Here is a 25,724-nt window from a genome sequence, read left to right on the forward strand (position 1 = left end):
GTATAGGGGCGCGGCGGACCGGCCGGATCTGGGACGATTCAGGAATGGCCACACGACCCTCGACCCAGCACGTCCGCGCCGGACGCCCGTTCCCGCTCGGGGCCCACCCCGAGGCGGGCGGGGTCCGGTTCGCGATCACCTCCGCCGTCGCGGACGCGGTCGACCTGTGCCTGATCGACGCCGACGGGTCGGAACGCCGGATCGCGCTCACCGAGCGCACGTTCGGCGTCTGGCACGGCCTGGTGCCCGGGGTGACGCCGGGGCAGCGCTACGGCTACCGGATCCACGGCCCGTACGACCCGGCCCGCGGCCTGCGCTGCAACCCGCACAAGCTGCTCGTCGACCCCTACGCCCGCCAGATCACCGGCGGCCTGACCGACCTGCGCGCGGCCCAGGGCTTCACCGGCGACCCCGAGCGCGGGCCGATGTCCACTGTGGACTCCCTGGGCAGCGTGCCGCTGTCGGTCGTGTCCTCGCCGGGCGGGCCGGACACCGGCATCAAGCCGGAGGTCCCGTTCGAGGAGGCGGTGGTCTACGAGCTGCACGTCAAGGGGTTCACGCAGCGGCACCCGTTCATCCCGGAGGCGCTGCGGGGCACCTACCTCGGCCTGGCCCACCCGGTGGCCATCGAGTACCTGACCCGGCTCGGCGTCACGTCGGTGGAGCTGCTGCCGGTGCACGCGTTCCTCGACGAGCCGTCGCTGGTGCGGGACGGGCGGCACAACTACTGGGGCTACTCGCCGCTCGGCTTCTTCGCGCCGCACGCGGCCTACGCCAGCGAGCCCACCCACGAGGTCGAGGAGTTCCGGCTGATGGTGGCCGCGCTGCACGCGGCCGGCATCGAGGTGATCGTCGACGTCGTGTTCAACCACACCTGCGAGGGCGGTCCGGACGGGCCGACGCTGAGCTTCCGCGGCCTGAACGCGCCCGCGTACTACCTGCACACCGACCGCGGGCACATGGCCGACATCACCGGCTGCGGCAACACCCTGGAGGCCGGCTCGCCGACGGTGGTCCGGCTGGTCACCGACTCGCTGCGGTACTGGACGCAGGAGCTGGGCGTCGACGGCTTCCGGTTCGACCTGGCCAGCACGCTCGGCCGGGCCCGCGGCGGCCCGTTCGACCCGGCGTCGACGCTGCTCACCGCGATCACCACCGACCCGGTGCTCTCGCGCTGCAAGCTCATCGCCGAGCCGTGGGACGCCACCGGCGAGGGGTACCGCGTCGGCGGCTTCGGCGCCCAGTGGGCGGAGTGGAACGGCCGCTACCGCGACACCGTGCGTGACTTCTGGCGCGGCGCGACGGGCGTGCGCGACCTCGCCTACCGGCTGTCCGGTTCGTCGGACCTCTACGACCACAACCTGCGGCGGCCGTGGCAGTCGATCAACTTCGTCACCGCGCACGACGGCTTCACGCTGCGGGACCTGGTGTCCTACAACGAAAAGCACAACGAGGCCAACGGCGAGGACAACCGCGACGGCACGAACGACAACCGGTCGTGGAATCACGGCGCCGAGGGTGAAACCGGCGACCCGGGGATCCGCGACCTGCGCGCGCGGCAGGTGCGGAACATGTTCGCGACGCTGCTGCTGTCCACCGGCACGCCGATGATCACCGCGGGTGACGAGTTCTGGCGGACCCAGGGCGGCAACAACAACGCGTACTGCCTCGACGACGAGACGTCCTGGTTGGACTGGACCCCCGAAGATCCCGAGGCCGAGGCGATGCTGGCCTTCGCCCGCCGGGTCGTGCGCCTGCGGTCGATGAGCCCGGCGCTGCGGCAGCCGGAGTTCTTCGAGGGCCGGACCACGCCGACCGGCCAGCCGGACCTGGTCTGGTTCCGGCCGGACGGCGAGGAGTTCGGCGAAACCGACTGGTTCGAGGACCGGCACACGCTCGGCATGTGGATCGACGGGTCGAACAGCCAGGCCCGCAACCGCGACGGCGAGCTGGTGCCCGACCACTCGTGGCTGCTGTGGCTGCACGCGGGCGACGAGCCGGCCGAGGTGGTGCTGCCGGGCCGCGAGTACGGCGAGACGTTCAAGCCGACCCTCGACACGAGCACGGCCGACGGCAGCCCGGCCAACCCGGGGACGCTGGAGGCCAAGAGCCGCGTGACGCTGCAGTCGCGGTCGCTGCTGTTGCTGCGGGCCCCGCGCCTGGCGGCGGAGGCCGCCGACCCCCGCTGACGAGTGGGTAGGGCGGAGCTTTCGTAGGGAAAGCTCCGCCTGGTTCGTCCATTCGGGTACGGGTGTTCAACGTTCGGGCCCGCGTGTCGGCGGGGCGCGTTCGCACGCGGGGTTAACGTCCCGGACATCCTACGGAAATTCCTTGCGGGGAAAGCGTTTCGTCCGCGGCCGCGTGGGTACACCGAAGACAACCCTGCCTCCCAGGCGCTTGATCGAGTCAGGCAGACTGGCGTCGCCTGCGTCCAACCGAACACACCGAGGGGCGTTGCCCATGACCGGCCGGCTCGGCATCGACGACGTCTCCCCCAGCGTGAGCTGCGGCCGGTATCCGGCCAAAGCCGTTGTGGGGGAACACATCCCGGTCACCGCGACCGTCTGGCGAGAGGGCCACGACGCCGTCGCGGCCACCGTCGCGTGGCGCGGACCGGACGACCGGCTGACCCGCCAGACGCGGATGGTGCCGCGCGGTCCGGACCACCCCGACGAGTTCGCCGCGGTGATCGTCCCGGACACCACCGGCATGTGGACCTACCGGATCGACGCGTGGGGCGACCCGTGGGCGACGTGGGAGCACGCCGTCGAGGTGAAGGTCGCCGCCGGGCAGGGGCCCGAAGACCTCGCGAACGACCTCGAAAACGGCGCCCGGCTGCTGGAGCGCGTCTCCCGCCGCCCGGACCGCCGGGGCGAGAAAGCGCTTTTGACCGGCGCGGTGACGGCGTTGCGCGACGAAGAACGCGCCCTCGCCGAGCGCGTCGGGCCCGCGCTTTCGCCCGAAATCCGGCAGCTCATGCGCGAGTTCCCGGTGCGCGAGCTGATCACCAAGGGCAAGCCGCACAAGGTGTGGGTCGACCGCCGCCGGGCCGCGTTCGGCTCCTGGTACGAGCTGTTCCCCCGCTCCACCGGCGGGCTCGACGCCGAGGGCAAGGCGGTGCACGGCACCTTCACCACCGCCGCGGCCGCGCTCGACCGGGTCGCGAAGATGGGCTTCGACGTCGTCTACCTGCCGCCGATCCACCCGATCGGGCGGGTCAACCGCAAGGGCCCCAACAACACCCTTGACGCGAAGCCCGAAGACGTCGGCTCGCCGTGGGCCATCGGCGCCGACGAGGGCGGGCACGACGCGATTCACCCGGACCTCGGCACCTTCGAGGACTTCGACGCGTTCGTCGCCCGGTCCGAAGAGCTCGGCATGGAGGTCGCGCTCGACTTCGCGCTGCAGGCCGCCCCCGACCACCCGTGGGTGCTCAAGAACCCGGAGTTCTTCACCACCCGCCCGGACGGCTCGATCGCCTACGCGGAGAACCCGCCGAAGAAGTACCAGGACATCTACCCGATCAACTTCGACAACGACCCCAAGGCCGTCTACGAGGAGATGCTCCGCGTCATCCTGGTCTGGGTCGAGCACGGGGTGAAGATCTTCCGGGTCGACAACCCGCACACGAAGCCGCCGGACTTCTGGGCCTGGCTGATCCAGTCGGTCAAGGACGCCCACCCGGACGTCCTCTTCCTGGCCGAGGCGTTCACCCGCCCGGCGCGGCTGTGGGGCCTGGCCCGGCTCGGCTTCACCCAGAGCTACACGTACTTCACGTGGCGGACCGGCAAGCAGGAGCTGATCGACTTCGCCATCGACCTGCGCGAGCACTGGGACCAGGGCCGGCCGAACCTGTTCGTCAACACCCCGGACATCCTCCACGAGTCCCTGCAGCGCGGCGGCCCCGGCATGTTCGCGCTGCGGGCGGCGCTCGCGGCGACGATCTCGCCGACGTGGGGCGTCTACTCCGGCTACGAGCTGTTCGAGCACGTCCCGGTCCGCGACGGCAGCGAGGAGTACCTCGACTCCGAGAAGTACCAGCTGCGCCCGCGTGACTTCGAACGCGCGCTCGAAGAAGGCCGCTCGCTGGAGCCGTGGATCGCGAAGCTGAACGCCGTCCGCCGCGCGCACCCGGCGCTGCAGCAGATGCGCACCCTGCACTTCCACCACGTCGACAACGACGCGCTGCTGGCGTACTCCAAACAGGACCCGGCGACCGGCGACACCGTGGTCACGGTCGTCACGCTCGATCCGTACGGGCCCCAGGAGGGCACGCTCTGGCTCGACACCGGGGCGCTCGGGTTCGAGGCGCACGAGCGGCTGATCGCCCACGACGAGGTCACCGGCGACACCTGGGACTGGGGTCCGGCGAACTTCGTCCGGCTCGAACCCTGGCGGGCCGTGGCCCACGTGGTGTGGGTCCGGCGGCGGCTGGCCGGGTAGCAGGGGAAGGAACGGATCGAGGGACTGAGGTGGAACACATGGCGGAGGAAGCCCGCCCCGACGCGGCACTCGGGCTGGACGGCGTGCCGCACACCGGTGAGGCGATCACGGCCGACGGGATGCTCGTCGAGCCCCAGGCCGGGGACTTCCGCTCGGCGCAGCAGGCGCCCAGCAATCCGGAGTGGTTCAAGGGCGCGGTGTTCTACGAAGTGCTGGTGCGCGCGTTCGCCGATTCCAACGGCGACGGCACCGGCGACCTGCGCGGCCTGGCCGGCCGGCTCGACTACCTGGCCTGGCTCGGCATCGACTGCCTGTGGCTGCCGCCGTTCTACGCCTCGCCGCTGCGCGACGGCGGGTACGACATCAGCGACTTCCGCGCGGTGCTGCCGGAGTTCGGCAGCGTCGAGGACTTCGTGTTCCTGCTCAACGAGGCCCACCGGCGCGGCATCCGGGTGATCACCGACCTGGTGCTCAACCACACCTCGGACGCGCACCCGTGGTTCCAGCAGTCCCGCAGCGACCCCGACGGCCCGTACGGCGACTACTACGTGTGGAGCGACGACGACTCCCGCTACGCCGACGCGCGGATCATCTTCGTCGACACCGAGACGTCGAACTGGACCTACGACCCGGTGCGCGGCCAGTTCTACTGGCACCGGTTCTTCTCCCACCAGCCCGACCTGAACTTCGAGAACGTCGACGTCCAGAACGCGATGATCGACACCCTGCGGTTCTGGCTCGACCTGGGCATCGACGGGTTCCGCCTGGACGCCGTGCCGTACCTGTTCGAGCAGGAGGGCACCAACTGCGAGAACCTGCCGCGCACGCACGAGTTCCTCAAGCGCTGCCGCAAGGTCGTCGATGACGAGTACCCGGGCCGGATCCTGCTGGCCGAGGCCAACCAGTGGCCCTCGGACGTCGTGGAGTACTTCGGCGACCCGGCGGTCGGCGGCGACGAGTGCCACATGGCGTTCCACTTCCCGCTGATGCCGCGGATCTTCATGGCGGTGCGCCGCGAGTCCCGGTTCCCGATCTCGGAGATCCTCACCCAGACCCCGACCATCCCCAGCGGGTCCCAGTGGGGCATCTTCCTGCGCAACCACGACGAGCTGACCCTCGAGATGGTCACCGACGAAGAGCGCGACTACATGTACGCGGAGTACGCCAAGGACCCGCGCATGAAGGCCAACATCGGCATCCGCCGCCGGCTGGCCCCGCTGCTGGACAACGACCGCAACCAGCAGGAGCTCTTCACCGCGATGCTGCTGTCCCTGCCGGGCTCGCCCGTTCTGTACTACGGTGACGAGATCGGCATGGGAGACAACATCTGGCTCGGCGACCGCGACGCGGTCCGCACCCCCATGCAGTGGACCCCGGACCGCAACGCCGGGTTCTCCTCCTGCGACCCCGGCCGGATCTACCTGCCGGTGATCATGGACCCGGTGTACGGCTACCAGGGCCTGAACGTCGAGGCGCAGTCGAACAACGACGCCTCGCTGCTGAACTGGACCCGCCGGATGATCGAGGTGCGCAAGCAGCACCACGCGTTCGCCGAAGGCGAGTTCGTCGACCTCGGCGGGTCCAACCCGAGCGTGCTGGCGTACAAGCGCCAGTGGCGGCGCCCGGACGGCGGCGAAGACGTCGTGCTCTGCGTGAACAACCTCTCCCGGTTCCCGCAGCCGGTGGAGCTGGATCTGTCCGCGCACCGCGGGTGCACGCCGGTGGAGCTCACCGGCGGCGTGCGGTTCCCCAGCATCGGGGAGCTGTCGTACCTGCTGACGCTGCCGGGGCACGGCTTCTACTGGTTTCAGCTGACGAGCTCGGGAGACGAAGGCGAAGCGAGGTGAGTCCCTTGTCCGACCCGCGTGGGCTGGTCGACGACCTGACCGAGGACCTGAAGCGCTGGCTGCCGGAGCAGCGCTGGTTCGCCGGCAAGGACCGGCCGGTGACCGGCGTCCGGCCGCTCGGCGTCACGGAGCTGGTGTCCGGTGATCCGCAGCTGCTGCACGTCGTCATCGAGGTCGCCCAGGACGACCGGCGCGAGCCGTACCAGCTGCTGGTGGGCCGGCGGACGCACCCGCCGGAGATCGCGTCCACCAGCTGGATCGGCGCGGTCGGCGACCTCAACGCCTACGAGGCGTCCGGCGACCTCGACGTCACCGGCGTGCTGCTGGACCTGATGGCGCGGGAGGGCAGCGTCGGTTCGCTCGCCTTCGAGCACGAGCCGGGCGTCGAGCTCGAGACGGGCCTGCGCGCGCGGCCGATCACGTCGGAGCAGAGCAACACGTCGCTGGTGTACGGCGGCCAGTACATCCTCAAGCTGTTCCGGAAGCTGACCCCGGGCAAGAACAAGGACCTGCTGCTGCACCGGGCGCTGCAGGGCGTCGGCAGCAAGCACATCGCGGCCCCGCTCGGGTCGATCACCGGCGACCTCGACGGGGAGCCGACCACGGTCGGCATGCTCCAGCAGTTCGTCTCCGACGCGGTCGACGGCTGGGCGATGGCCACCACCAGCGTCCGTGACCTGATGGCGGCGCCGGAACTGCACGCCGGCGAGGTCGGCGGCGACTTCGCCGGCGAGGCCGAACGGCTCGGGCGCGCGGTCGCCGAGGTGCACGCGGACCTGGCCGAGGCGCTCGGCACCGAGCCGGTCGACGCCGACGAGCTGGAACGCTCGGCGAAGGCGATGCTCGACCGGCTCGACACGATCGCCGGCCGCGTCCCCGAACTGGCCGCGCACGCCCCGGCGCTGCGGGCGGCGTTCGAGAAGCTCCGCACGCTGCCGCTGGACTCGGTCACCATGCAGTACATCCACGGCGACCTGCACCTCGGCCAGGTGCTGCGGACGGTCGGCGGCTGGCTGCTGATCGACTTCGAGGGCGAGCCCGCGGCCCCGGTCGAGGAACGGCACGCGCTGCGGTCGCCGCTGCGCGACGTGGCGGGCATGCTGAGGTCGTTCGACTACGCGGCCCAGCAGATGCTGGTCGGCCAGCCGGACGAGCCGGCGCTCGCCGAGCGCGCCCACGAGTGGTCGGAGCGCAACCGCGCGGCGTTCTGCGAAGGCTACGCGGCGGTGGCGGCCGACCCGCGCGAGCAGGGCGAGCTGCTGCGCGCATTCGAACTGGACAAGGCGGTCTACGAAGTGGGCTACGAGCACGCGAACCGGCCGGACTGGCTGGGCGTGCCGCTCGCTTCGATCGCCCGGATCACCGACGGAGAGGGATGACACCGTGAACGCGGTTCCGGAAGGCCTCCCGGCCGCGGCCCCGCCGGCCGCGGACATCGACCGGCTGCTCGCCGGCTCGCACCACGACCCGCACTCGGTGCTGGGCGTGCACGCGATCGGCAAGGGCTTCGTGGCCCGGGCGCTGCTGCCCGGCGCCAAGGGCGTCACGCTGCGCGCGGGCGACGACCGGTACCCCCTGGAGCCGGTGATCGACGCGCTGTTCGCGGCCGCGGTGCCGGAGCACCCGGGCGACTACCGGCTGGAGGTCGAGTACGACGGGCACACCGTCACCGCCGACGACCCCTACCGCTGGCTGCCCACGGTCGGCGAACTCGACCTGCATCTGATCGGCGAAGGGCGCCACGAGCGGCTCTGGGAGGCGCTCGGCGCGCACGTCCGGTCGTACGAGACGCCCGGCGGGGTCGTCGAGGGGACGTCGTTCGCGGTGTGGGCGCCGAACGCCCGCGGCATCCGCGTGATCGGCGACTTCAACGGCTGGGACGGGCGCGGTCACGCGATGCGCTCGCTCGGCTCGTCGGGGATCTGGGAGCTGTTCGTGCCCGGCGTCGGAGCCGGCACGTGCTACAAGTTCCGCATCCTCGGCGCCGACGGGAGCTGGCACGAGAAGGCCGACCCGATGGCGTTCGGCACCGAGCAGCCGCCCGCGACGGCGTCGGTGGTGACGACGTCCGGGCACATGTGGGACGACGACGTCTGGGTCGCGCAGCGCGAGGCGACCGACTGGTCCGCGGCGCCGATGAGCGTCTACGAGGTCCACCTCGGCTCGTGGCGGCCCGGGCTCGACTACCGCGAGCTGGCCGACCAGCTCGGCGACTACCTGGTCGAGACCGGCTTCACGCACGTGGAGCTGCTGCCGGTGTCGGAGCACCCGTTCGGTGGCTCGTGGGGCTACCAGGTGACGTCGTACTACGCGCCGACGTCCCGCTTCGGCTCCCCGGACGACTTCCGCTACTTCGTCGACCGCCTGCACCAGCGGGGGATCGGCGTGCTCGTCGACTGGGTGCCCGCGCACTTCCCGAAGGACAGCTGGGCGCTGGCGCGGTTCGACGGCACCGCGCTGTACGAGCACGCGGACCCGCGCCGCGGCGAGCAGCCCGACTGGGGCACGCTCGTGTTCGACTTCGGCCGCAATGAGGTCCGCAACTTCCTGGTCGCGAACGCGCTGTACTGGATCGAGGAGTTCCACCTCGACGGCCTGCGCGTCGACGCCGTCGCATCGATGCTGTACCTGGACTACTCCCGCAAGGAAGGGGAGTGGCTGCCGAACCAGTACGGCGGCCGCGAAAACCTGGACGCGGTGAAGTTCCTGCAGGAGCTGAACGCGACCGTCTACAAGCGACACCCGGGCATCGTGATGGTGGCCGAGGAGTCGACGGCCTGGCCGGGCGTCACGCGCCCGACCCACCTGGGCGGTCTCGGGTTCGGCTTCAAGTGGAACATGGGCTGGATGCACGACACGCTCCGGTACCTGTCGCACGAGCCGATCCACCGCGCGTACCACCACAACGAGATGACGTTCTCGCTGGTGTACGCGTGGAGTGAGAACTTCGTGCTCCCGCTGTCGCACGACGAAGTGGTGCACGGCAAGGGATCCCTGTGGGGCCGCATGCCGGGCGACGCGTGGAACAAGGCGGCCGGGCTGCGCTCGCTGCTGGCGTTCATGTGGGCGCACCCGGGCAAGCAGCTGCTGTTCATGGGCGGCGAGTTCGGCCAGCCCGCGGAGTGGTCGGAGCAGCGGTCCCTGGACTGGCACCTGCTGGACGAGCCGCTGCACCGAGGCGTCCAGGACCTGCTGCGGTCGCTGAACGCGACCTACCGGTCGACGCCGGCGCTGTTCAGCCAGGACACCTCACCGGACGGTTTCCGCTGGATAGACGCGAACGACTCCAGCGGCAACGTGCTGAGCTTCCTGCGCCTCGGCACGGACGGGTCGCGGCTGGCGTGCATCGCGAACTTCTCGGGCGTCCCGCACCACGACTACCGGGTGGGGTTGCCCTCGGCGGGGCGTTGGCTCGAGGTGGTCAACACGGACGCGGAGGCGTACGGCGGTTCGGGCGTCGGGAACCTGGGCGCGGTGGAGGCCACGGAGGACGCGTGGCACGGCCAGCCGGCCTCGGCGGTGCTCCAGCTCCCGCCGGCGGGTGTGCTGTGGCTGGTCGAGGAGAGCCCGGCTGATCCCGAGACGCTGGTGGTCCCGGAGACTCCCGAGCTTCCCTGAGTCACCGCCGGGGGCGGCACTTTCACGTGAAAGTGCCGCCCCCGGCGGATAAAGATTCCGCTAGCGGCCCTGTGCGGGCTTACCATCGGTGCATGACCGGCGCCGGCGGCGTCCTCGTGAACCTGATCCTCTTCGCCGTGGTCTGCATCGCTCCCACGGTCCTCTTCTGGTGTGCGCTGCGCGTCCCCAATCTGGTCCACCGGATCCGCGAGAAGCACGCGAAGCCGCAACCGGTGGGCCCGCCGATCGAGCGCGTCGCCGCGGACCTGCGCCGCGTGCACCGGCTGCTGGCCGGCTACCCGTCCGGCACACCGGCCGCCCGGCGGCTCGGCACCCGCCAGGCCTACGACGAGCTGCTCACCCAGGCGTGCCGCCAGGTGGGCGTCCCGCACCGGCTCGCCGAGCTGCCCGAGGGCATGGACCGCGAGATCGAACGCCTGCGCGTCGAGGAGTCGCTGCGGGAGCGCGGCCTGGCCGTCCCCTGATGTCCTCAGTGGACACAAGGAGACCCCGCCACCGAGAAGATCTCGGTGGCGGGGTCCCGAAAAACGTCAGTCCAGGTAGTCCCGCAGCACCTGCGACCGCGACGGGTGGCGCAGCTTCGACATCGTCTTCGACTCGATCTGCCGGATGCGCTCCCGGGTCACCCCGTACACCTGGCCGATCTCGTCGAGCGTGCGCGGCTGGCCGTCCGTGAGGCCGAAGCGCAGCCGGACCACGCCCGCCTCGCGCTCGGACAGCGTCTGCAGCACCGACTGGAGCTGGTCCTGCAGCAGCGTGAACGACACCGCGTCCACCGCGACGACCGCTTCGGAGTCCTCGATGAAGTCACCGAGCTGCGAGTCGCCCTCGTCGCCGATCGTCTGGTCGAGCGAGATCGGCTCACGCGCGTACTGCTGGATCTCCAGGACCTTCTCCGGGGAGATGTCCATTTCCTTGGCGAGCTCCTCGGGCGTCGGCTCGCGGCCGAGGTCCTGCAGGAGTTCGCGCTGTATGCGGCCGAGCTTGTTGATGACCTCGACCATGTGCACCGGGATGCGGATGGTGCGCGCCTGGTCGGCCATCGCGCGGGTGATCGCCTGGCGGATCCACCACGTGGCGTACGTCGAGAACTTGTAGCCCTTGGTGTAGTCGAACTTCTCCACCGCGCGGATCAGGCCGAGGTTGCCCTCCTGGATCAGGTCCAGGAACGCCATGCCGCGGCCGGTGTAGCGCTTGGCCAGCGACACCACGAGCCGGAGGTTCGCCTCCAGCAGGTGGTTCTTGGCGCGCTCGCCGTCGCGCACGATCCACTTGAGATCGCGGCGCATCTGGGTGACGAGCTTCTCGCCCTCCTCCTCGGCGGTGCGCACGCGCTCGGCGGCGTAGAGCCCGGCCTCGATCCGCTTGGCCAGCTCCACCTCCTCCTCCGCGTTCAGCAGCGCGACCTTGCCGATCTGCTTGAGGTAGGCACGCACCGAGTCGGCGGACGCGGTGAGCTCGGCGTCCTTGCGCGCTTGGCGCAGCGCCTCGGACTCCTCCTCGTCCCAGACGAAGTCCGGGTTGTCGGAGCTCTTGGCGGCCGCCTTGTCGGAGGCGGCGCTGCGCCGGCGCTGCGCCGGGGTCTCCTCGTCCGACTCGTCGTCGTCATCGTCGTCATCGGCCGAGTCGGCGTCCGGCTCGTCGTTGACCGTCTCGTCGACGACGTCGACCTCGACCTCTTCCAGGTCCGACAGGTCGGGCGAGTCGAGTTCGGCTTCGTCGATCTCGCCGGGACCGTCCGGCTCGCCGTCCTCGGTCTTCGCGCCCTTGGTCGCGGGCTTCTTCGCCGGGGCCTTCTTGGCCGGAGCCTTCTTGGCGGTGGTGGTCTTGCGGGCCGCTGGCTTCGCCGTCCCGGTGGCTGCCTCTTCGGCCGGCTCGCCGGCTGCGGTCGCGGTCTTCGTCCCGCCTCGGGTTGCGGTTCTTGCGGCTGCCACTTACGCCCTTTCGCAGCGGTCGATCATGACGAGCAACGGCACGGGTGCCACTGCTGCCTCACATTCGGGGATCACGCCTCGGCCTGCGGTTTTGGCCTCCGCAGCCGTGGGCCGTGTTCCATTGTAACGACGGTACGCGCATGCGTCGCGAAGCGATCACCCTCCGGCCCGGTTTCGGGTCGGATTCAGTGCTGGATGCCCTCCGCGGCGGCCGCCGCGGCACCCACGATCCCGGCGTTGTTCTGGAGCGTCGCGACCAGCACCGGAGTGCGGATGTCCAGCAGCGGCACCCATTTCTCGGCCTTCTTGCTGACCCCGCCGCCGACGATGAACAGATCGGGCCAGATCAGGTTTTCGAGCACGGTCAGATAACGGTGCACGCGCTTGGCCCATTCGGGGTAGGAGAGCCCCTCGTTGTCCTTCACGGAAGCGGCCGCGCGCTTCTCCGCGTCGTGCCCGTCGATCTCCAGGTGGCCGAACTCGGTGTTCGGGACGAGCTTGCCGTCCTGGAACACCGCGCTGCCGATCCCGGTGCCGAAGGTCAGCAGCGCGGTGACGCCCTTGCGCGCGACCGGGTCGCCGAAGCGGATCTCGGCCATGCCCGCGGCGTCGGCGTCGTTGAGCATCGCGATCTGGTCGACGCCGCGGCCGAGCCGCTTGGCGAACAGGGCGTCGGCGTCGGTGCCGATCCACTGCTTGTCGATGTTGGCCGCGGTGTGCGCGACGCCCTTCTTGACGACCGCGGGGAGCGTCACGCCGACCGGGCCGTCCCAGCCCGCCTGCGTGACGATGTCGTGCACGACGTCCGCCACCGCCGACGGGGTGGACGGCTTCGGCGTCTCGATCCGGATCCGGTCGCCGATGAGCTGGCCCTTCTCCAGGTCGACCAAGGCACCCTTGATCCCGCTGCCGCCGATGTCGATGCCGAAACCTCGGCGGGTCGCCTCCACCACGGACGTGGTCCCTTCTCGCACGATTCAGAAGCCTGCCTCGGAGACTTTAACCGGATGTGGTGACATGTCGGACGTGGGAGTTGACGAGTCGTTGCTGAAAAGCGTCGCGGTGCAGGTCGCGACGGACGCCGCCGAGCTGGTCCGCGAGGCCTGGGAGGGCATGGCGGCCGGCCGGTCAGTGGCTGTGGGCACCAAGTCCGCGGACACCGACGTGGTGACCGCGGTGGACCACGAGTCCGAGCGGCTCGTGCGGGACCGGCTGGCCGCGCTGCGGCCGGGGGAGCCGGTGCTGGGCGAGGAGGGCGGCGGGACCGCGGGCGACGGCGTGACCTGGGTCGTCGACCCGATCGACGGGACGGTCAACTTCCTCTACGGCCTGCCGTGGTTCGCGGTGTCGGTGGCGGCGCAGATCGCCGGCGAGTCGGTGGCGGGCGCGGTGGTGGAGCCGGCGAGCGGCCGCGTCTGGTCGGCGGCTCGCGGGCAGGGCGCGTTCCTGGACGGCCGCCGGCTGGCGGTGTCGGCACCGTCGCGGCTGGAGCTGACGTTGGTCGGAACCGGTTTCGCGTATTCGGCCGAGCGCCGGACGCGCCAGTCGCGCTTCGCGGCCTCGCTGCTCGGGCAGGTGCGGGACATCCGCCGCAACGGCGCGGCATCGCTGGACCTGTGCGCGGTGGCGGCGGGCTGGCTCGACGCGTACGTGGAGCACGGGCTGCACCGGTGGGACTGGGCGGCGGGGGCGCTGATCGCGGCGGAGGCGGGCGCGGAGGTGCTGCTGCCGGGATCGGCCCCGGAGCTGGGCACGGACGCGACATATGCGGCGGCGCCTTCGGTCGCGGAGCCGCTGCGGAAGGTGCTGGCGGACTGCGGCGCCGCGGAGGTCTGAGCGGGCCGCGTGGTCCCTGGTGGTGTCGCGAATGGCGCATTGGGGACCTCCGGCGCCGCGTATGAGTCATTCGCGGCGCGGGGCGGCGGTCTGCGCGGGCCGTCGGGCGGCCGAAACTGTCGGTGCCCACCGGTAACGTGAAAACCGGGGGATCCCCCACGCGCGCGGGTTGCGCCACGCTAAGAGGGCGGCCGGGCCGGGTCAGCAGGCGACGTCGCGGGCCGAGGCCAGCAGCGTCTGGTCGATGACCGGGGCCTGCGCCCCCGCGGACTGCTCGTTCGACCCGCCGCCCTGGTGGGCCTTGGACCAGTCGGCCAGCTGGGTCAGGATCTGGCGGGCCTCCGCGCGCGGCCGGATGTCGCCGAACAGCGTGCCCGTCACCAGGTCCACGCTCGCGTCCTTGCGGTTGTCCTGGACCAGCTCGGCGCACGGCACGACCAGGCTGAGCGTCCGGGCCGCCGTGATGCCGTTCTCGCCGTAGCGGATCTGGCCGCGGCACTTGGCCACGCGGCCCTCGTACGCCGGGTCGTTGGCCGGTTCACCCACTCCGGTGAACCCCAGCTCCTTGAGCGCGGTGCTGGCGATACCGCCCTGGCCGCGCGTGCTGGACGCGTTGAGCACCTTCACCGCGACCTTGTCCGGCGGCACCGGCGCGCGGTCGTCGAGAGCGTTGTGGGGCATCGAACTGAACGTGACCCCCGGCGGCGGGCTCGCGGCCGGGTCGCACTTCACGGCCTCGTCTACGTCGCCTTTGCCGACGGCCGCGTTGATCCAGACGATGATCGCGCCGAGGGCCAGCACGCCGATGACGACCAGCGCCGGCAGCGGCTTGTGCTTGCGATACGGCCGCGTCCCACGGTCCCCGATGCCGTTCCCCGACGCCACCTGCCCGTCCCTTCCCGAACACCGAACCCGGCCGGTGCGAACCCGGCACCGTCGTGGCCGCTCAGCCTAGGCGCTGCGGCCGGCGCGCACCGTCCCGGGTCACCCGTCGGAACACACCCCCGGCCGCCCGTCGCCGCGCGCCCCGCCCGCGGCCGGTCCCCGTGCGGCGATCGCACCACGGCGGGGCCGGCCGGGGCAAGCGGACACGGGCTGGCGGTGAAGTTCTCCACCCCCGGGCAACCCGAATGGACGACACCGCGTCTTACCTGCGGGTTCCCCCTGTCGGGTGACGATTCCCCGGCAATGTCTGACTCGTTGCAGAACCGTCGCGGGCGTGAGCTACCCTTCCCGGGCTCCGGCCGCAGGAAGAGGCCCATAAAGAAGAGACCTCGGTCACTTCGGCCGTCGGGCACAAACAGGGGCCCTGGAACGTTGACCAGCGGCACGGCGGACTCACGGGCGCACCCGGGGGTCCGGGAAAACGACTACACAAGCTGATCGCAGGGGTGAGGGACACATGGCTACCGACTACGACGCTCCGCGCCGCAGCGAAGCCGACGAGCTGGCCGAAGACTCGTTGGAGGAGCTCAAGGCCCGGCGGAACGAGAACCAGTCCGGCGTCGTCGACGTCGACGAGGACGCGACCGCCGAGAACTTCGAGCTGCCGGGTGCCGACCTCTCCGGGCTTTCCGGTGAGGACATGACCGTGAAGGTGGTGCCGAAGCAGGCGGACGAGTTCACCTGCTCCGTGTGCTTCCTGGTGCACCACCGCAGCCGGCTGGCCGAGGAAAGCGGCGGACGCCTGATCTGCCGCGACTGCGCCTGACGGACGCGGGATCTCGGACCAGGGGTTCAGGGGACGAACAGACGCGACTGAGAGCCTCGAGGGCACCAGGGGGAGGCTCGAAGCGCGCTGGGGAAAAGGGGGCCGGCCGGCAGGCCGGCCCCCTTCCCATGTCTCGGGTCAGGCGCCCTTGACCAGCTCGGCGACGCGTTCGGGGTGGCGGGTGCTGAACAGCCAGTAGGGCGTCGGGTCGGCCGGGTCGGTCAGCCGGATCCGCACGACCGGGCCCACCCAGCCGCGGTGCAGGACGTAGGCGGCGGGGTCGCCGTCGCGGCCCAGCGCCTTGCGCTTGGCGTCCTTGTCGAAGATCTCGACCTCGCCCGCGTACCGCAGCGGCAGGTGCGCGTCGCCGACCCACAGCTCCGGCTCGGTGCCGCCGGTGACGCGGACCTTGGACCGGCCGAGCGACAGCATCAGCCCGACGACGACCGGCAGCGCGATCACGTACGGCAGCCACGCCCGGACGCCCGGGTAGCCCATGTCGATCTCGGCCGCCAGCAGGATCGCGCCCAGCACCGGCAGCGGCCAGCCCCACCACGGGACGTACAGCCGCTCGGAGTGCCGGACCGCGGCACTAGCGGCCGTCTTCGCAGATTCACCCACGGGTAGAGAGTAATCTCGCCGCCCGTGTCCAGCGTTCAGGTACTCCTCTCCCGGCTCGACCCGGATGTCCCGCTGCCCGCCTACGCCCGGCCGGGCGACGCGGGCGCCGATCTCGTCACGACCTCGGATATCGTGCTGAAACCCGGGGAACGCGGCGTCGTCGGCACCGGCGTCGCCATCGCCCTCCCGCCCGGGTACGCGGGGTTCGTCCACCCGCGGTCGGGCCTGGCCGCCCGGGTCGGCCTCTCGGTGGTGAACACGCCGGGCACGATCGACGCGGGCTACCGCGGGGAGATCAAGGTCTGCCTGATCAATCACGACCCGGTGCACCCGGTGGAGCTCGCGCGCGGCGACCGCATCGCCCAGCTGGTCGTCCAGCGGGTCGAGCACGCGGTGTTCGTCGAGGTCGCCGAGCTCGACACGACCGAGCGGGGCGACGGAGGCTACGGCTCCACGGGTGGACACGCCACACTGGGAGCACCGGCGCTCGCCGCGAGCGCCGGCACGGGGGAAGGAACGGAGAAGTAGTGGGGATTTTCGGACGCAAGCGGCGGACCGAGGGCGGGTCCGCCGGACGGCACGCCGCGCCCGGAGCCGACGACACGATCGAGGACGAGGCGTACGACGAGGACTCGGAGCTGTCGGACGTCTCCGACGGCCCGTTCGACGTCGCGGACTTCGAGGACGACGGCGTCCCGCGGATCGACCTCGGCTCGGTGAAGGTGCCGGTGCCGGACGGTTCCCAGGTGCAGGTCGAGATGGACCCCGAGACGCAGGGCGTGCGCGCCGTGCACGTCGTCACCGAGCAGGGCCAGATCACGGTCAGCGCCTACGCCGCGCCGCGCTCGGGCGGGCTGTGGCGCGAGGTCAGCACCGAGCTGGCCGAGCAGCTGCGGGCCGACGGCGCCAAGGTCAACATCGGCCGCGGCGTGTGGGGCCTGGAGATCTCGGCCATCGTCGGCGACGTCTCGCTGCGCTTCGTCGGCATCGACCGGCCGCGCTGGATGCTGCGCGGCGTCATCGCCGGGCCGCAGTCGGAGGCCGCGGCGGCGGTCGAGGTGCTGCGGGGGATCGTGCGGCGCACGATCGTCGACCGCGGCGACGCGCCGATGCCGGTCCGCACCCCGCTCACGATCACGCTGCCCGAGGCGGTCGCCGAGCACATCGCGGCCCAGCAGCAACAGGGCTGACCCCACCCGAAGGCCGTGAATGGCACATCGAGGGACCAAGTGTCCGTCAATGTGCCATTCACGGCCTTTTCCGGGCCCGCAGGAAGGCCAGGACGGTCGCGCGGCCGAGGGACTCGCGGTCCGCGCCCAGCGCCGTGAGCGTCGTCTCGCCGAGGACGCCGCGGGGGAGTGCCGTGGCCCACTCCGATGCGACTTTCGTCGGGTGGATCGGGTCGTCGGTGCACGTGCCGATCCCGGCCGGGACGTCGAGCGCCGCGAGTGCGCCGAGGCTCGGCGACGGGCGGCCCGCCGCGACGCGCAGGCCGTCGGCGAGCCCGGCGCCGTGCCGGCGCCACGCCCGGTCGAGTTCGGCCCGCAGCCAGTCCGGGCTGCCCGCCGTCTGCGCCAGCGCGACGTCGACCCCGGAGCCGGCCACCAGATCGGCGGACAGCGTCGCGGCCAGCGACGCGGGTGCTGAGCCCGGGACGCCGTTCCAGGCCGGGAGGGCGGCCAGCAGGCCCCCGCAACGCCCCGGGTTGGCGACCGCCCACTCCGCGGCGAGGTGGGCGCCGAACGAAATGCCGCCTACGAGCAGTTCGCCGTGTTCGTCCGCGAGCGCGTCGAGGGTCGCGAGGTAGCCGTCGGCGAGCGCCGCCCCCGGTGGCGGCGGTGGCGCGATGAGCGGGACACCGAGGGCGCGCAGCGGGCCGCCGAAGACGGCCCGGACGAAGACCTCGTCCGAGCCGGTGCCGGGCAGCAGCACCGCGGCGGGAACTCTGATTGCGGACGTCACGTTGCGATCTTTGCGCAAAGGCGTTTCCCTGGCGGGGACCGCAGTACGCTGGAATCGTTCGGGCCGCAAGCAGTTTGTCGCCGGGCCCCGGAGCACAGGAGCACCTATGTCCGCCAAAGACGGCGGCTACTTCAGCCGGCTGGTACGCAAGCTGACCAGCGACGTCGACGAGCTCGACGCCGACGAGATGTCCATGAGGTCCGGCGCCGAGGGCGCGCAGCGGGCCTGCGACTGCCGTTCCGGCGAAGAGGTCACCGTGATGGGGAGACTCCGCAGCGTGGAGCTCTGCCCGACGAACGAGGCCGCCACGCTGGAGGCGGAGCTGTTCGACGGAACACAGGGCGTGACGCTAATCTGGCTCGGCCGCCGCCGGATCCCGGGCATCGAGCCTGGCCGGACGATCAAGGTGCGTGGTCGGATGGCCGAGCGTGACGGCCAGAAGGTGCTTTACAACCCCTATTACGAGCTCCAGAGCCCAGTGAGTTGATCACCCATCGTGACTGAACCCGCCTCGAGCGAGAAGAAGACCGACTCCGGCGACGAGCCGCAGCCGACCCTCCTGGAGCAGATGGGCGGCGTGTCCGGCCTGATCTACTCCTCGGTGCCGGTGATCGTCTTCGTGCTGGCGAACGCCTTCTTCGGGCTGACCGCCGCCATCTGGACGTCGGTGGGCAGCGCGGTGGCGATCACCGTGCTGCGGGTGGTCCGCAAGGAGCCCCTGCAGCCGGCGATCTCCGGGTTCTTCGGCGTCGCGATCGCGGCGTTCATCGCCTACCGGACGGGGTCGGCGAAGGGGTTCTTCCTCTTCGGGATCTACGCGAGCCTGGTCTACTGCGGCATCTTCGTGCTGTCCGTGGTCGTCCGGTGGCCGATCGCGGGCGTGGTGTGGAACGTGCTCAACGGCACCGGGCAGGCGTGGCGCAAGGACAAGCCGTCCCGCTACGGCTACGACATCGCGACGCTGGCGCTGGCCCTGGTGTTCGCCGCCCGGTTCGTCGTGCAGCGGTGGCTCTACCAGGAGGACTACACCGGCTGGCTGGCCTTCGCGAAGATCGCGATGGGGTACCCGCTGTACGCGCTGGGCCTGTTGGTCGTGGTGTGGGCGGTGCGCCGGTCGGACAAGCGGCTGAAGGCGCAGGCGGAGGACGAGCCGAAGCCGGAGACCGACGCGGAGATCGAAGCCCGGCTGCGCGAGAAGTACGCGGCCCCCGAGGCCTGACAGCCCGACCCGCGAAGCCCGGCAACCCGCGCGCGTAGGGGGACCCCCGGTTTTCACGCTACCGGGAGGCACCGACAGTTTGCGCGCGCGGATCTCAGGCCGGGCTGCTGCGACGCCGTGAACGACTCTTTCACCTCGTCCGACGACATGAACGACCCTTTCATGTCGTCTCACCGGCACCGGACCACGCGAAAGGCCCCCGGCAAACGAGCCGGGGGCCTTCGTCGACGAACTCAGTACCCCAAAGCCGTCCGGATCTCCGGCTCGACATCCGCGGTGGCGACGAACAGCAACTCGTCCCCCGGCTCCAGCGGGTCCTCCGGCTGCGGCACGATCACCCGGTCACCCCGCAGGATCGTCACCAAAGCGGCATCCCGCGGCAACGTCAGATCACTCACCGGCTTCCCGGCCAGCGGGGTCTCCGCCGGCAACGTCAGCTCGACGAGGTTCGCGTTGCTCTGCCGGAACGTCATCAGCCGCACCAGGTCGCCGACGCTGACCGCCTCCTCGACCATCGCCGCGAGCATCCGCGGGGTCGAGACCGCCACGTCGACGCCCCACGCGTCGGTGAACAGCCACTCGTTCGCCGGGTTGTTCACCCGGGCCACCACGCGCCGGACCGCGAACTCCGTCTTCGCGAGCAGCGAGACGACCAGGTTCGCCTTGTCGTCGCCCGTCGCGGCGATCACGACGTCGCACTGCTCGATCCCGGACTCCTCCAGGATCGACACCTCGCACGCGTCGCCGAGCACCCAGTCGGCCTGCTCGACCGTCTGCGGCTCGAACTGGTCGGCCTCCCGCTCGATCAGCATCACCTGGTGGCGCCCGTCGATGAGCTCGTTGGCGATGGAACGGCCGACCGCACCCGCGCCCGCAATCGCGACCCGCATCAGTTCTCGTCCTCCGGTTCGCGCTGCGCCACGCTGGTCACGTCGCTGACCGTGCCGGAGCGCGCGGCGACCCACACGTCGTCGCCGTCCTGCACCACGGTCTTGTTGTCGGGCAGCACCGGCGTGCCGAAGCGCATGATGAACGCCACCCGCGCGCCGGACGCCTCCTGCAGGGACCGCACCGAGTGCCCGACCCAGCCCTCGTGCAGCGGCAGCTGCAGCAGCGCCACGTTGCCCGACGGGTCCCGCCACGCCGACGCGACGCCGTCCGGCAGCAGCGTCCGCAGGAAGCGGTCGGTGGTCCACGGGACCGTCGCCACCGTCGGGATGCCCAGCCGCTCGTACACGGCCGCGCGCTTGTGGTCGTAGATCCGCGCGACGACGTGCTCGATGCCGAAGTTCTCGCGGGCGACCCGCGCCGAAATGATGTTCGAGTTGTCGCCGCTGGACACCGCGGCGAACGCGCCGGCCCGCTCGATGCCCGCTTCGATGAGCACCTTGCGGTCGAACCCGACCCCGACGACCTGCTGGCCGTGGAAGTCGCTGCCGAGCCGGCGGAACGCCTGCTGGCTCTTGTCGATGACGGCCACCTCGTGGCCGAGCCGCTCCAGCGCAGCGGCCAGGGACGCGCCGACCCGGCCGCACCCCATGATCACCACGTGCACGCCCTGCCTCCTCTTCGGCGGGTTCACCCGTCCGTACCTACCCCGACATGCCAGCGCCGAACCTACCGTGCGCCCCGGCAGTTAGGCTTCCGTGGTGTCGAAGTTCCCGACCGTGCTGAAACGCCTGGTCCTCGGACGTCCGTTCCGCAGTGACAGGCTCGCTCACACGCTCCTGCCGAAGCGCATCGCGCTGCCGATCTTCGCGTCCGACGCGCTCTCGAGCGTGGCGTACGCACCCGAAGAGATCTTCCTGACGCTGAGCGTCGCGGGCCTGTCCGCGTACGCGCTGGCGCCGTGGATCGGCATCATGGTCGCCCTGGTCATGCTGGTCGTCGTCGCGTCGTACCGGCAGAACGTGCACGCGTACCCGAGCGGCGGCGGCGACTACGAGGTCGCCAACACGAACCTGGGCGGGAAGTTCGGGCTGACGGTGGCGAGCGCGCTGCTCGTCGACTACGTGCTGACCGTCGCGGTGTCCACTTCGTCCGGTGTGGCCAACATCGGGTCCGCGGTGCCGTGGGTGGCGCAACACAAAGTGCTCGCCTCGATCGTCATCGTGGTCGTGCTGACATCGCTGAACCTGCGCGGCATCCGGGAGTCGGGGAAGGCCTTCGCGATCCCGACTTACGGGTTCATCCTGGGCATTCTGGTCATGGTCGTGTGGGGCCTGGTGCAGGCGGCCACCGGCACCGAGATGAAGGCCGAAAGCGCCGGGTTCACGCTGAACGCCGAGGGCACGTTCGCCGGCGTGGCGTACGCGTTCCTGGTGCTGCGGGCGTTCTCCTCCGGCGCCGCGGCGCTGACCGGGGTCGAGGCGATCAGCAACGGCGTCCCGGCGTTCCAGAAGCCCAAGTCGAAGAACGCGGCGACGACGCTGCTGATGATGGGCCTGCTCGCGGTCACCATGCTCGTCGGCATCATCACCCTCGCCTCGATCACCGACGTCAAGTTCGCCGAGGACCCGGCCGAGCAGCTCGCCGGCGCGCCCGCGGGCTACGAGCAGAAGACGATCGTCGCGCAGATCGCGCACGCGGTGTTCGCCGACTTCCCGCCGGCGTTCTACTACATCTCCTTCTCCACCGGCATCATCCTGCTGCTGGCCGCGAACACCGCGTTCAACGGCTTCCCGGTGCTGGGCTCGATCCTCGCGCAGGACCGCTACCTGCCGCGTCAGCTGCACACCCGCGGCGACCGGCTCGCGTTCTCCAACGGGATCCTGTTCCTCTCGGCGTTCGCGCTCGTGCTGATCATCGCGTTCGACGCCGAGGTCACCCGGCTCATCCAGCTGTACATCGTGGGTGTGTTCGTGTCGTTCACGGTGAGCCAGGCCGGCATGATCCGGCACTGGAACCGGTTGCTGGCCAAGGAAACCGACCCGGGCGTGCGGCGGCGGATGCGGCGCTCGCAGACGGTCAACGCGGTCGGGCTGACCATGACCGGCGTGGTGCTGGTGATCGTGCTGATCACCAAGTTCCTGCTCGGCGCGTGGATTGCGATCGCCGCGATGGTGGCGATCTTCGTGCTGATGACGGCGATCCGGAAGCACTACGACCGCGTCGCCGACGAGCTGAAGGAGCTCGGCGACACCCCGACCGTGCTGCCCTCGCGCAACCACGCGATCGTCCTGGTGTCCAAACTGCACCGTCCGACGCTGCGCGCCCTGGCCTACGCCAAGGCGATGCGCCCGGACGTCCTCGAGGCCGTGACGGTCAATGTGGACGATGCGGACACGCGAAGGCTCACCGCTGAATGGGACGCGCACAACTTCAAGGTGCCGCTGAAGGTCGTCGAGTCGCCCTACCGCGAGATCACGAAACCGGTCCTCGACTACGTGAAGCGCGTGCGCGGCGACAACCCGCGCAACGTCGTCACCGTGTTCATCCCGGAGTACGTGGTCGGGCACTGGTGGGAACAGGTGCTGCACAACCAGAGCGCGCTGCGGCTCAAGGGCCGCCTGCTGTTCCAGTCCGGTGTGATCGTGGCGAGCGTGCCGTGGCAGCTGGAGTCCTCGGCCAAGGCGGCCGCGCGCGTCCGCAACGAACGGCCCGCGGCCGGCGACGTCCGCCGCGGCTTCTCGCCCAACGGCAAGCCGGTCGCGGCGCCGAAGCCCAAGGAGCCCGCCGAATGACGAGCTGGCTGGGCCGGGTCCTCGACGTCGAGGTCGGCGCGGTGGCGCACGGCGGCCACTGCGTGGCGCGTGCGGAAGGCCGCGTCGTGTTCGTCCGGCACGCGCTGCCGGGGGAGCACGTCCGCGTCGAGGTGACCGAGGACAACGGCGGGTCGTTCTGCCGCGGCGACGCGGTCGAGGTGCTCTCGGCGTCTTCGCACCGGGTGACGCCGCCGTGCCCGCTCGCGGTGCCCGGCGGCTGCGGCGGCTGCGACTGGCAGCACGCTTCGCCGGACTACCAGCGTTTGCTGAAGGCTTCGGTGGTCGCGGAGCAGCTGCAGCGGCTGGCGGGCATCGAACGCGAGGTCGTCGTCGAGGCGCTCGACGGCGGGCCGCTGGACTGGCGCAGCCGCGTCCGCCTGATCGTCGACCGGGAAGGACGTGCGGGGCTGCGGGCGCACCACAGCCACCGCGTGGTGGCGCTGGACGACTGCCCGATCGCGGTGCCCGGCGAGCTCGACGACGTCCTGGCGCGGCGCTGGCGGCCGGGCAGCGAGCTGGAGGTCACCAGCGACGGCGACGGCGGCGTGCACGTCCGCGAGCTGTCGACGGTGCGCGGCAAGGTCCGGGCGCGGCAGCTGGCCGGCGGGGTCGCGGTGCAGCACGCGGCGGGGCGCGACTGGCACCTCGACGCGCACGGCTTCTGGCAGGTCCACCCGGACGCGGCGTCGACGCTGGCGGCGGTCGTGGCGGAGTGGGCCGAGGCCCCGGCCGGCGGCACGGCGTGGGATCTCTACGCGGGAGTCGGGCTCTTCGCGTCGGTGCTGGCTTCGCAGGTCGGCTCGTCGGGACGCGTCCTGGCGGTCGAGTCCGGGCGGCGCGCGGTCGCCGACGGGGAGAAGAACCTGGCGGACCTGCCGCAGGTGTCGTGGCAGGCGGGGCGCGTGGAGCACGTGCTCGCGTCGGCGGCCAAGCCGGTCGACGTCGTGGTGCTGGACCCGCCGCGCAAGGGCGCGGGTAAGGCGGTCGTGGAGTCGATCGTGGCGGGTTCACCCGATCGGATTGTCTACGTGGCGTGCGACCCGGCGGCTCTGGCCCGTGACCTGGCGTTCTTCAGCGGGCACGGGTACTCGCTGACCGATCTGCGGGCGTTCGACGCCTTCCCGATGACCCACCACGTGGAGTGCGTGGCGCTGCTGTCCTGAGTTTTTGTCGGTGGTGGTCGTCACACTGCTCGCATGACTCCACTCGACGAATTCGACCTGGCGGCTTCGACGGTGACCGGCTTGGTTTCGGGCACCTCGGCTTGGGACGCGCCCACGGCGTGCGCGGATTGGAACGTGCGCGCGGTGGTGAACCACTTGGCGCACGGCAACGCGAAAGTGGCGTTCTGGGCGGGGATGGGCCCACCCGCGCCGGAGGGTGACTACCTGGGTCCCTCGCCGGTCGAGGCGTTCACGGCGTCGGTGGCGGCGGCCCGGTCGGTGCTGGCGTCGCCCGGGCTGTTCGAGCGGACGGTGACGACTCCGCTCGGCGAGGTGCCCGGGGTGTTCCTGGTGCACATGCGCGTGAACGAGTACGTGGTGCACGGCTGGGACATCGCCGACGCCACGGGTGCTTCGACGGACCTGCTGCCGGAGCTGGCGGCGCGGGCACTGGAGCAGTGGCGGGCACGGTTCGGGTCGGCGCCGCGGCAGCCGGGCGGGCCGTTCGGGCCGGAGGTCGACGCTCCGGAGGGCGCGACGGCGGCGGACCGGCTGGCGGCGTTCCTCGGCCGGAAGGCGGTGAGCGGCTAGCTATCGCCGCGCGTTCAGGGCGAGAGTGCGCGGCACGGGAGAGCTTTGGGGCACCGGTGCGGAGCGGCGCTTTCGGGAGCAGCGCCAGGTGGAATGGCGAGCGCCGCCGGCCGGATGCGGGTCGCGCCAGGCTTACGCGGCCCGGCGGACCGCGAAGGCCGCTGGCAGGTCGGTTGTCGTCATGGCGATGCCCGGCCCCTGGCATCACGCGTGCGGGCGGGTTGGATGGGGGTCGCGCCTGGCAGCGCCTGCTCTACGTGGCCCGGCGGACCGCGAAGGCCGCCGCGAGGTCGGTTGCCGTCGTGGCGATGCCCGTCCGCCGGGCACCGGGGTTGGGCTGGATGCGGGCCCCTGGGCAGCGCCAGGTCTACGTGGCCCGGCGGACCGCGAAGGCCGCCGCGAGGTCGGTTGCCGTCGTGGCGATGCCCGGCGCCGAGAAGAGTGCGGGCCCGGCCCATGCCAGGTCTATGCGGCTCGGCGAACCGCGAAGGCCGCAGCCGGGCCGGCTGCCGTCATGGCGATCCCGGCCGGGCATCACGCGCGCAGCCGCCCGGACGCCGGTCGCGCCAGCTCTACGCGGCCCGGCGGACCGCGAATGCGGCCGCCAACCCGGTCGCCGTCATGGCGATGCCCGACACCAGCAGTACCCACGCCCCGGCCCCGGGCACCACCCGCGCCGCCGGTTGGAGGCGGGTCACTCCCGGCAGCGTCACCACCAAGTGGCGCAAGACCACGCCCGTCACCACCAGCCCCGGCAAGCACGCCATCGCCAAGGGCTCGTCCTGGCGGCGGGCGAACGTCAAATACGCCAGCGTGGCCGTGATCAGGACCGCCGCCGCGCACACCAGGCGCAGGCCGAGGTCCAGCTCGGGGTCCGGCGTGCCCGGGGGCAGCATCCCCGGGTGGTCCGCGGTGCGCAACGTCAGCCCGGCGATCACGCCGAGGCCGGTGATCCCCGCCGCCACCGCCCGTGGAACCCGCCAAGCACGCGTCACGCACGCAGCATAATTCGCCGGAAACGGCTTTCCGGTCACCTTTTCCGCGCTGGGCCGTT

The 25,724-nt window shown here is 71.3% G+C and carries 23 protein-coding genes; 15 read left to right on the forward strand and 8 right to left on the reverse strand.

Annotated features, from left to right (window positions below; all coding sequences use genetic code 11):
- Nucleotides 1–44 precede the first annotated feature (44 nt).
- The 6 genes from glgX (at nt 45) to BLV96_RS32290 (ending at nt 10,393) form a co-directional block, all read left to right on the forward strand.
- Nucleotides 45–2,189: a glycogen debranching protein GlgX gene (glgX, locus tag BLV96_RS32265; protein ID WP_086676913.1), complete on the forward strand. Its 2,145-nt coding sequence runs from the start codon at nt 45–47 to the stop codon at nt 2,187–2,189.
- 271 nt (nt 2,190–2,460) lie between these two features.
- Entirely contained in the window at nt 2,461–4,443 is a 1,983-nt protein-coding gene (locus BLV96_RS32270; RefSeq protein WP_086676912.1) for a maltotransferase domain-containing protein, read from the forward strand.
- A gap of 38 nt (nt 4,444–4,481) precedes the next feature.
- The gene (treS, locus tag BLV96_RS32275) at nt 4,482–6,290 is read left to right on the forward strand and encodes a maltose alpha-D-glucosyltransferase (protein ID WP_086676911.1); all 1,809 of its coding nucleotides are present in this window, start codon (nt 4,482–4,484) and stop codon (nt 6,288–6,290) included.
- A gap of 5 nt (nt 6,291–6,295) precedes the next feature.
- Complete coding sequence (locus BLV96_RS32280) at nt 6,296–7,669, forward strand: maltokinase N-terminal cap-like domain-containing protein (RefSeq protein ID WP_086676910.1); 1,374 nt, start codon at nt 6,296–6,298, stop codon at nt 7,667–7,669.
- A 4-nt stretch (nt 7,670–7,673) separates the two neighbouring features.
- Nucleotides 7,674–9,908: a 1,4-alpha-glucan branching protein GlgB gene (glgB, locus tag BLV96_RS32285; protein WP_091389817.1), complete on the forward strand. Its 2,235-nt coding sequence runs from the start codon at nt 7,674–7,676 to the stop codon at nt 9,906–9,908.
- A gap of 92 nt (nt 9,909–10,000) precedes the next feature.
- Complete coding sequence (locus BLV96_RS32290; RefSeq protein WP_091389820.1) at nt 10,001–10,393, forward strand: hypothetical protein; 393 nt, start codon at nt 10,001–10,003, stop codon at nt 10,391–10,393.
- Between the two features lie 66 nt (nt 10,394–10,459).
- Here the strand turns inward: BLV96_RS32290 and BLV96_RS32295 are convergent, their stop codons facing one another.
- Both BLV96_RS32295 and ppgK read right to left on the reverse strand, forming a co-directional pair.
- Nucleotides 10,460–11,863 carry an RNA polymerase sigma factor gene (locus BLV96_RS32295; protein WP_086676908.1) on the reverse strand — a complete coding sequence of 468 codons (1,404 nt, stop codon included), beginning with the start codon at nt 11,861–11,863 and terminating at the stop codon, nt 10,460–10,462.
- A 185-nt stretch (nt 11,864–12,048) separates the two neighbouring features.
- On the reverse strand, nt 12,049–12,816 hold the full coding sequence (gene ppgK / locus BLV96_RS32300) for a polyphosphate--glucose phosphotransferase (RefSeq protein WP_086676907.1): 768 nt from the start codon (nt 12,814–12,816) through the stop codon (nt 12,049–12,051).
- Nucleotides 12,817–12,880: 64 nt separating this feature from the next.
- Between ppgK and BLV96_RS32305 the strand changes: the two genes are divergently transcribed.
- A complete protein-coding gene (locus tag BLV96_RS32305; RefSeq protein ID WP_086676906.1) occupies nt 12,881–13,699 on the forward strand; it encodes an inositol monophosphatase family protein in 819 nt (272 codons plus the stop codon).
- Nucleotides 13,700–13,900: 201 nt separating this feature from the next.
- Here BLV96_RS32305 and cei read toward each other — a convergent pair whose 3' ends face one another.
- Nucleotides 13,901–14,584, reverse strand: coding sequence for an envelope integrity protein Cei (gene cei / locus BLV96_RS32310; protein WP_086676905.1), 684 nt, complete (start codon nt 14,582–14,584; stop codon nt 13,901–13,903).
- A 517-nt stretch (nt 14,585–15,101) separates the two neighbouring features.
- On the opposite strand from cei, the gene BLV96_RS32315 reads away from it, so the two are divergent.
- Nucleotides 15,102–15,410 carry a DUF4193 domain-containing protein gene (locus BLV96_RS32315; protein WP_086676737.1) on the forward strand — a complete coding sequence of 103 codons (309 nt, stop codon included), beginning with the start codon at nt 15,102–15,104 and terminating at the stop codon, nt 15,408–15,410.
- A 138-nt stretch (nt 15,411–15,548) separates the two neighbouring features.
- On the opposite strand, the gene BLV96_RS32320 is transcribed toward BLV96_RS32315, so the two are convergent.
- Nucleotides 15,549–16,031: a DUF3093 domain-containing protein gene (locus BLV96_RS32320; protein WP_086676738.1), complete on the reverse strand. Its 483-nt coding sequence runs from the start codon at nt 16,029–16,031 to the stop codon at nt 15,549–15,551.
- Nucleotides 16,032–16,055: 24 nt separating this feature from the next.
- Between BLV96_RS32320 and dut the strand changes: the two genes are divergently transcribed.
- Both dut and BLV96_RS32330 read left to right on the forward strand, forming a co-directional pair.
- Nucleotides 16,056–16,559 (forward strand): dUTP diphosphatase, encoded by a 504-nt coding sequence (dut, locus tag BLV96_RS32325; RefSeq protein ID WP_086676739.1) that lies wholly within the window; start codon nt 16,056–16,058, stop codon nt 16,557–16,559.
- Nucleotides 16,559–17,221, forward strand: a complete 663-nt coding sequence (locus BLV96_RS32330; protein ID WP_086676740.1) for a DUF3710 domain-containing protein — start codon at nt 16,559–16,561, stop codon at nt 17,219–17,221. Before dut ends, BLV96_RS32330 begins: the two co-directional genes overlap by 1 nt.
- Nucleotides 17,222–17,279: 58 nt before the next feature.
- Here BLV96_RS32330 and BLV96_RS32335 read toward each other — a convergent pair whose 3' ends face one another.
- A complete protein-coding gene (locus BLV96_RS32335) occupies nt 17,280–17,963 on the reverse strand; it encodes an alpha/beta hydrolase (RefSeq protein WP_086676741.1) in 684 nt (227 codons plus the stop codon).
- A gap of 136 nt (nt 17,964–18,099) precedes the next feature.
- On the opposite strand from BLV96_RS32335, the gene BLV96_RS32340 reads away from it, so the two are divergent.
- Together BLV96_RS32340 and BLV96_RS32345 are read left to right on the forward strand one after the other, a co-directional pair.
- On the forward strand, nt 18,100–18,480 hold the full coding sequence (locus BLV96_RS32340) for an OB-fold nucleic acid binding domain-containing protein (RefSeq protein WP_072480405.1): 381 nt from the start codon (nt 18,100–18,102) through the stop codon (nt 18,478–18,480).
- A gap of 9 nt (nt 18,481–18,489) precedes the next feature.
- Nucleotides 18,490–19,212, forward strand: coding sequence for a DUF3159 domain-containing protein (locus tag BLV96_RS32345; RefSeq protein WP_086676742.1), 723 nt, complete (start codon nt 18,490–18,492; stop codon nt 19,210–19,212).
- 233 nt (nt 19,213–19,445) lie between these two features.
- Here the strand turns inward: BLV96_RS32345 and BLV96_RS32350 are convergent, their stop codons facing one another.
- Nucleotides 19,446–20,102 (reverse strand): potassium channel family protein, encoded by a 657-nt coding sequence (locus BLV96_RS32350; RefSeq protein ID WP_086676743.1) that lies wholly within the window; start codon nt 20,100–20,102, stop codon nt 19,446–19,448.
- The gene (locus BLV96_RS32355; protein ID WP_086676744.1) at nt 20,102–20,767 is read right to left on the reverse strand and encodes a potassium channel family protein; all 666 of its coding nucleotides are present in this window, start codon (nt 20,765–20,767) and stop codon (nt 20,102–20,104) included. The genes BLV96_RS32350 and BLV96_RS32355 overlap by 1 nt, the downstream gene beginning before the upstream one ends.
- A gap of 94 nt (nt 20,768–20,861) precedes the next feature.
- On the opposite strand from BLV96_RS32355, the gene BLV96_RS32360 reads away from it, so the two are divergent.
- From BLV96_RS32360 to BLV96_RS32370, 3 genes are read left to right on the forward strand one after another with little or no spacing between them, the layout of a single operon-like run.
- On the forward strand, nt 20,862–22,895 hold the full coding sequence (locus BLV96_RS32360; protein WP_208608374.1) for an APC family permease: 2,034 nt from the start codon (nt 20,862–20,864) through the stop codon (nt 22,893–22,895).
- Nucleotides 22,892–24,079 carry a class I SAM-dependent RNA methyltransferase gene (locus BLV96_RS32365; protein ID WP_086676746.1) on the forward strand — a complete coding sequence of 396 codons (1,188 nt, stop codon included), beginning with the start codon at nt 22,892–22,894 and terminating at the stop codon, nt 24,077–24,079. The genes BLV96_RS32360 and BLV96_RS32365 overlap by 4 nt, the downstream gene beginning before the upstream one ends.
- Nucleotides 24,080–24,112: 33 nt before the next feature.
- Complete coding sequence (locus tag BLV96_RS32370) at nt 24,113–24,670, forward strand: TIGR03086 family metal-binding protein (protein ID WP_086676747.1); 558 nt, start codon at nt 24,113–24,115, stop codon at nt 24,668–24,670.
- 572 nt (nt 24,671–25,242) lie between these two features.
- Here BLV96_RS32370 and BLV96_RS32375 read toward each other — a convergent pair.
- Complete coding sequence (locus BLV96_RS32375) at nt 25,243–25,665, reverse strand: hypothetical protein (RefSeq protein ID WP_086676748.1); 423 nt, start codon at nt 25,663–25,665, stop codon at nt 25,243–25,245.
- Nucleotides 25,666–25,724: the final 59 nt, after the last annotated feature.

The sequence above is a fragment of the Amycolatopsis pretoriensis genome, assembly GCF_900107925.1.
GTDB lineage: Bacteria > Actinomycetota > Actinomycetes > Mycobacteriales > Pseudonocardiaceae > Amycolatopsis > Amycolatopsis pretoriensis.

Bases quoted from the DNA above. Each gene is read 5' to 3' on its own strand.
- glgX (WP_086676913.1), top strand. From the start codon at position 45: ATGGCCACACGACCCTCGACCCAGCACGTCCGCGCCGGACGCCCGTTC.
- BLV96_RS32270 (WP_086676912.1), top strand. From the start codon at position 2,461: ATGACCGGCCGGCTCGGCATCGACGACGTCTCCCCCAGCGTGAGCTGC.
- treS (WP_086676911.1), top strand. From the start codon at position 4,482: ATGGCGGAGGAAGCCCGCCCCGACGCGGCACTCGGGCTGGACGGCGTG.
- BLV96_RS32290 (WP_091389820.1), top strand. From the start codon at position 10,001: ATGACCGGCGCCGGCGGCGTCCTCGTGAACCTGATCCTCTTCGCCGTG.
- BLV96_RS32305 (WP_086676906.1), top strand. From the start codon at position 12,881: ATGTCGGACGTGGGAGTTGACGAGTCGTTGCTGAAAAGCGTCGCGGTG.
- BLV96_RS32315 (WP_086676737.1), top strand. From the start codon at position 15,102: ATGGCTACCGACTACGACGCTCCGCGCCGCAGCGAAGCCGACGAGCTG.
- BLV96_RS32340 (WP_072480405.1), top strand. From the start codon at position 18,100: ATGTCCGCCAAAGACGGCGGCTACTTCAGCCGGCTGGTACGCAAGCTG.
- BLV96_RS32350 (WP_086676743.1), bottom strand. From the start codon at position 20,102: ATGCGGGTCGCGATTGCGGGCGCGGGTGCGGTCGGCCGTTCCATCGCC.
- BLV96_RS32365 (WP_086676746.1), top strand. From the start codon at position 22,892: ATGACGAGCTGGCTGGGCCGGGTCCTCGACGTCGAGGTCGGCGCGGTG.
- BLV96_RS32370 (WP_086676747.1), top strand. From the start codon at position 24,113: ATGACTCCACTCGACGAATTCGACCTGGCGGCTTCGACGGTGACCGGC.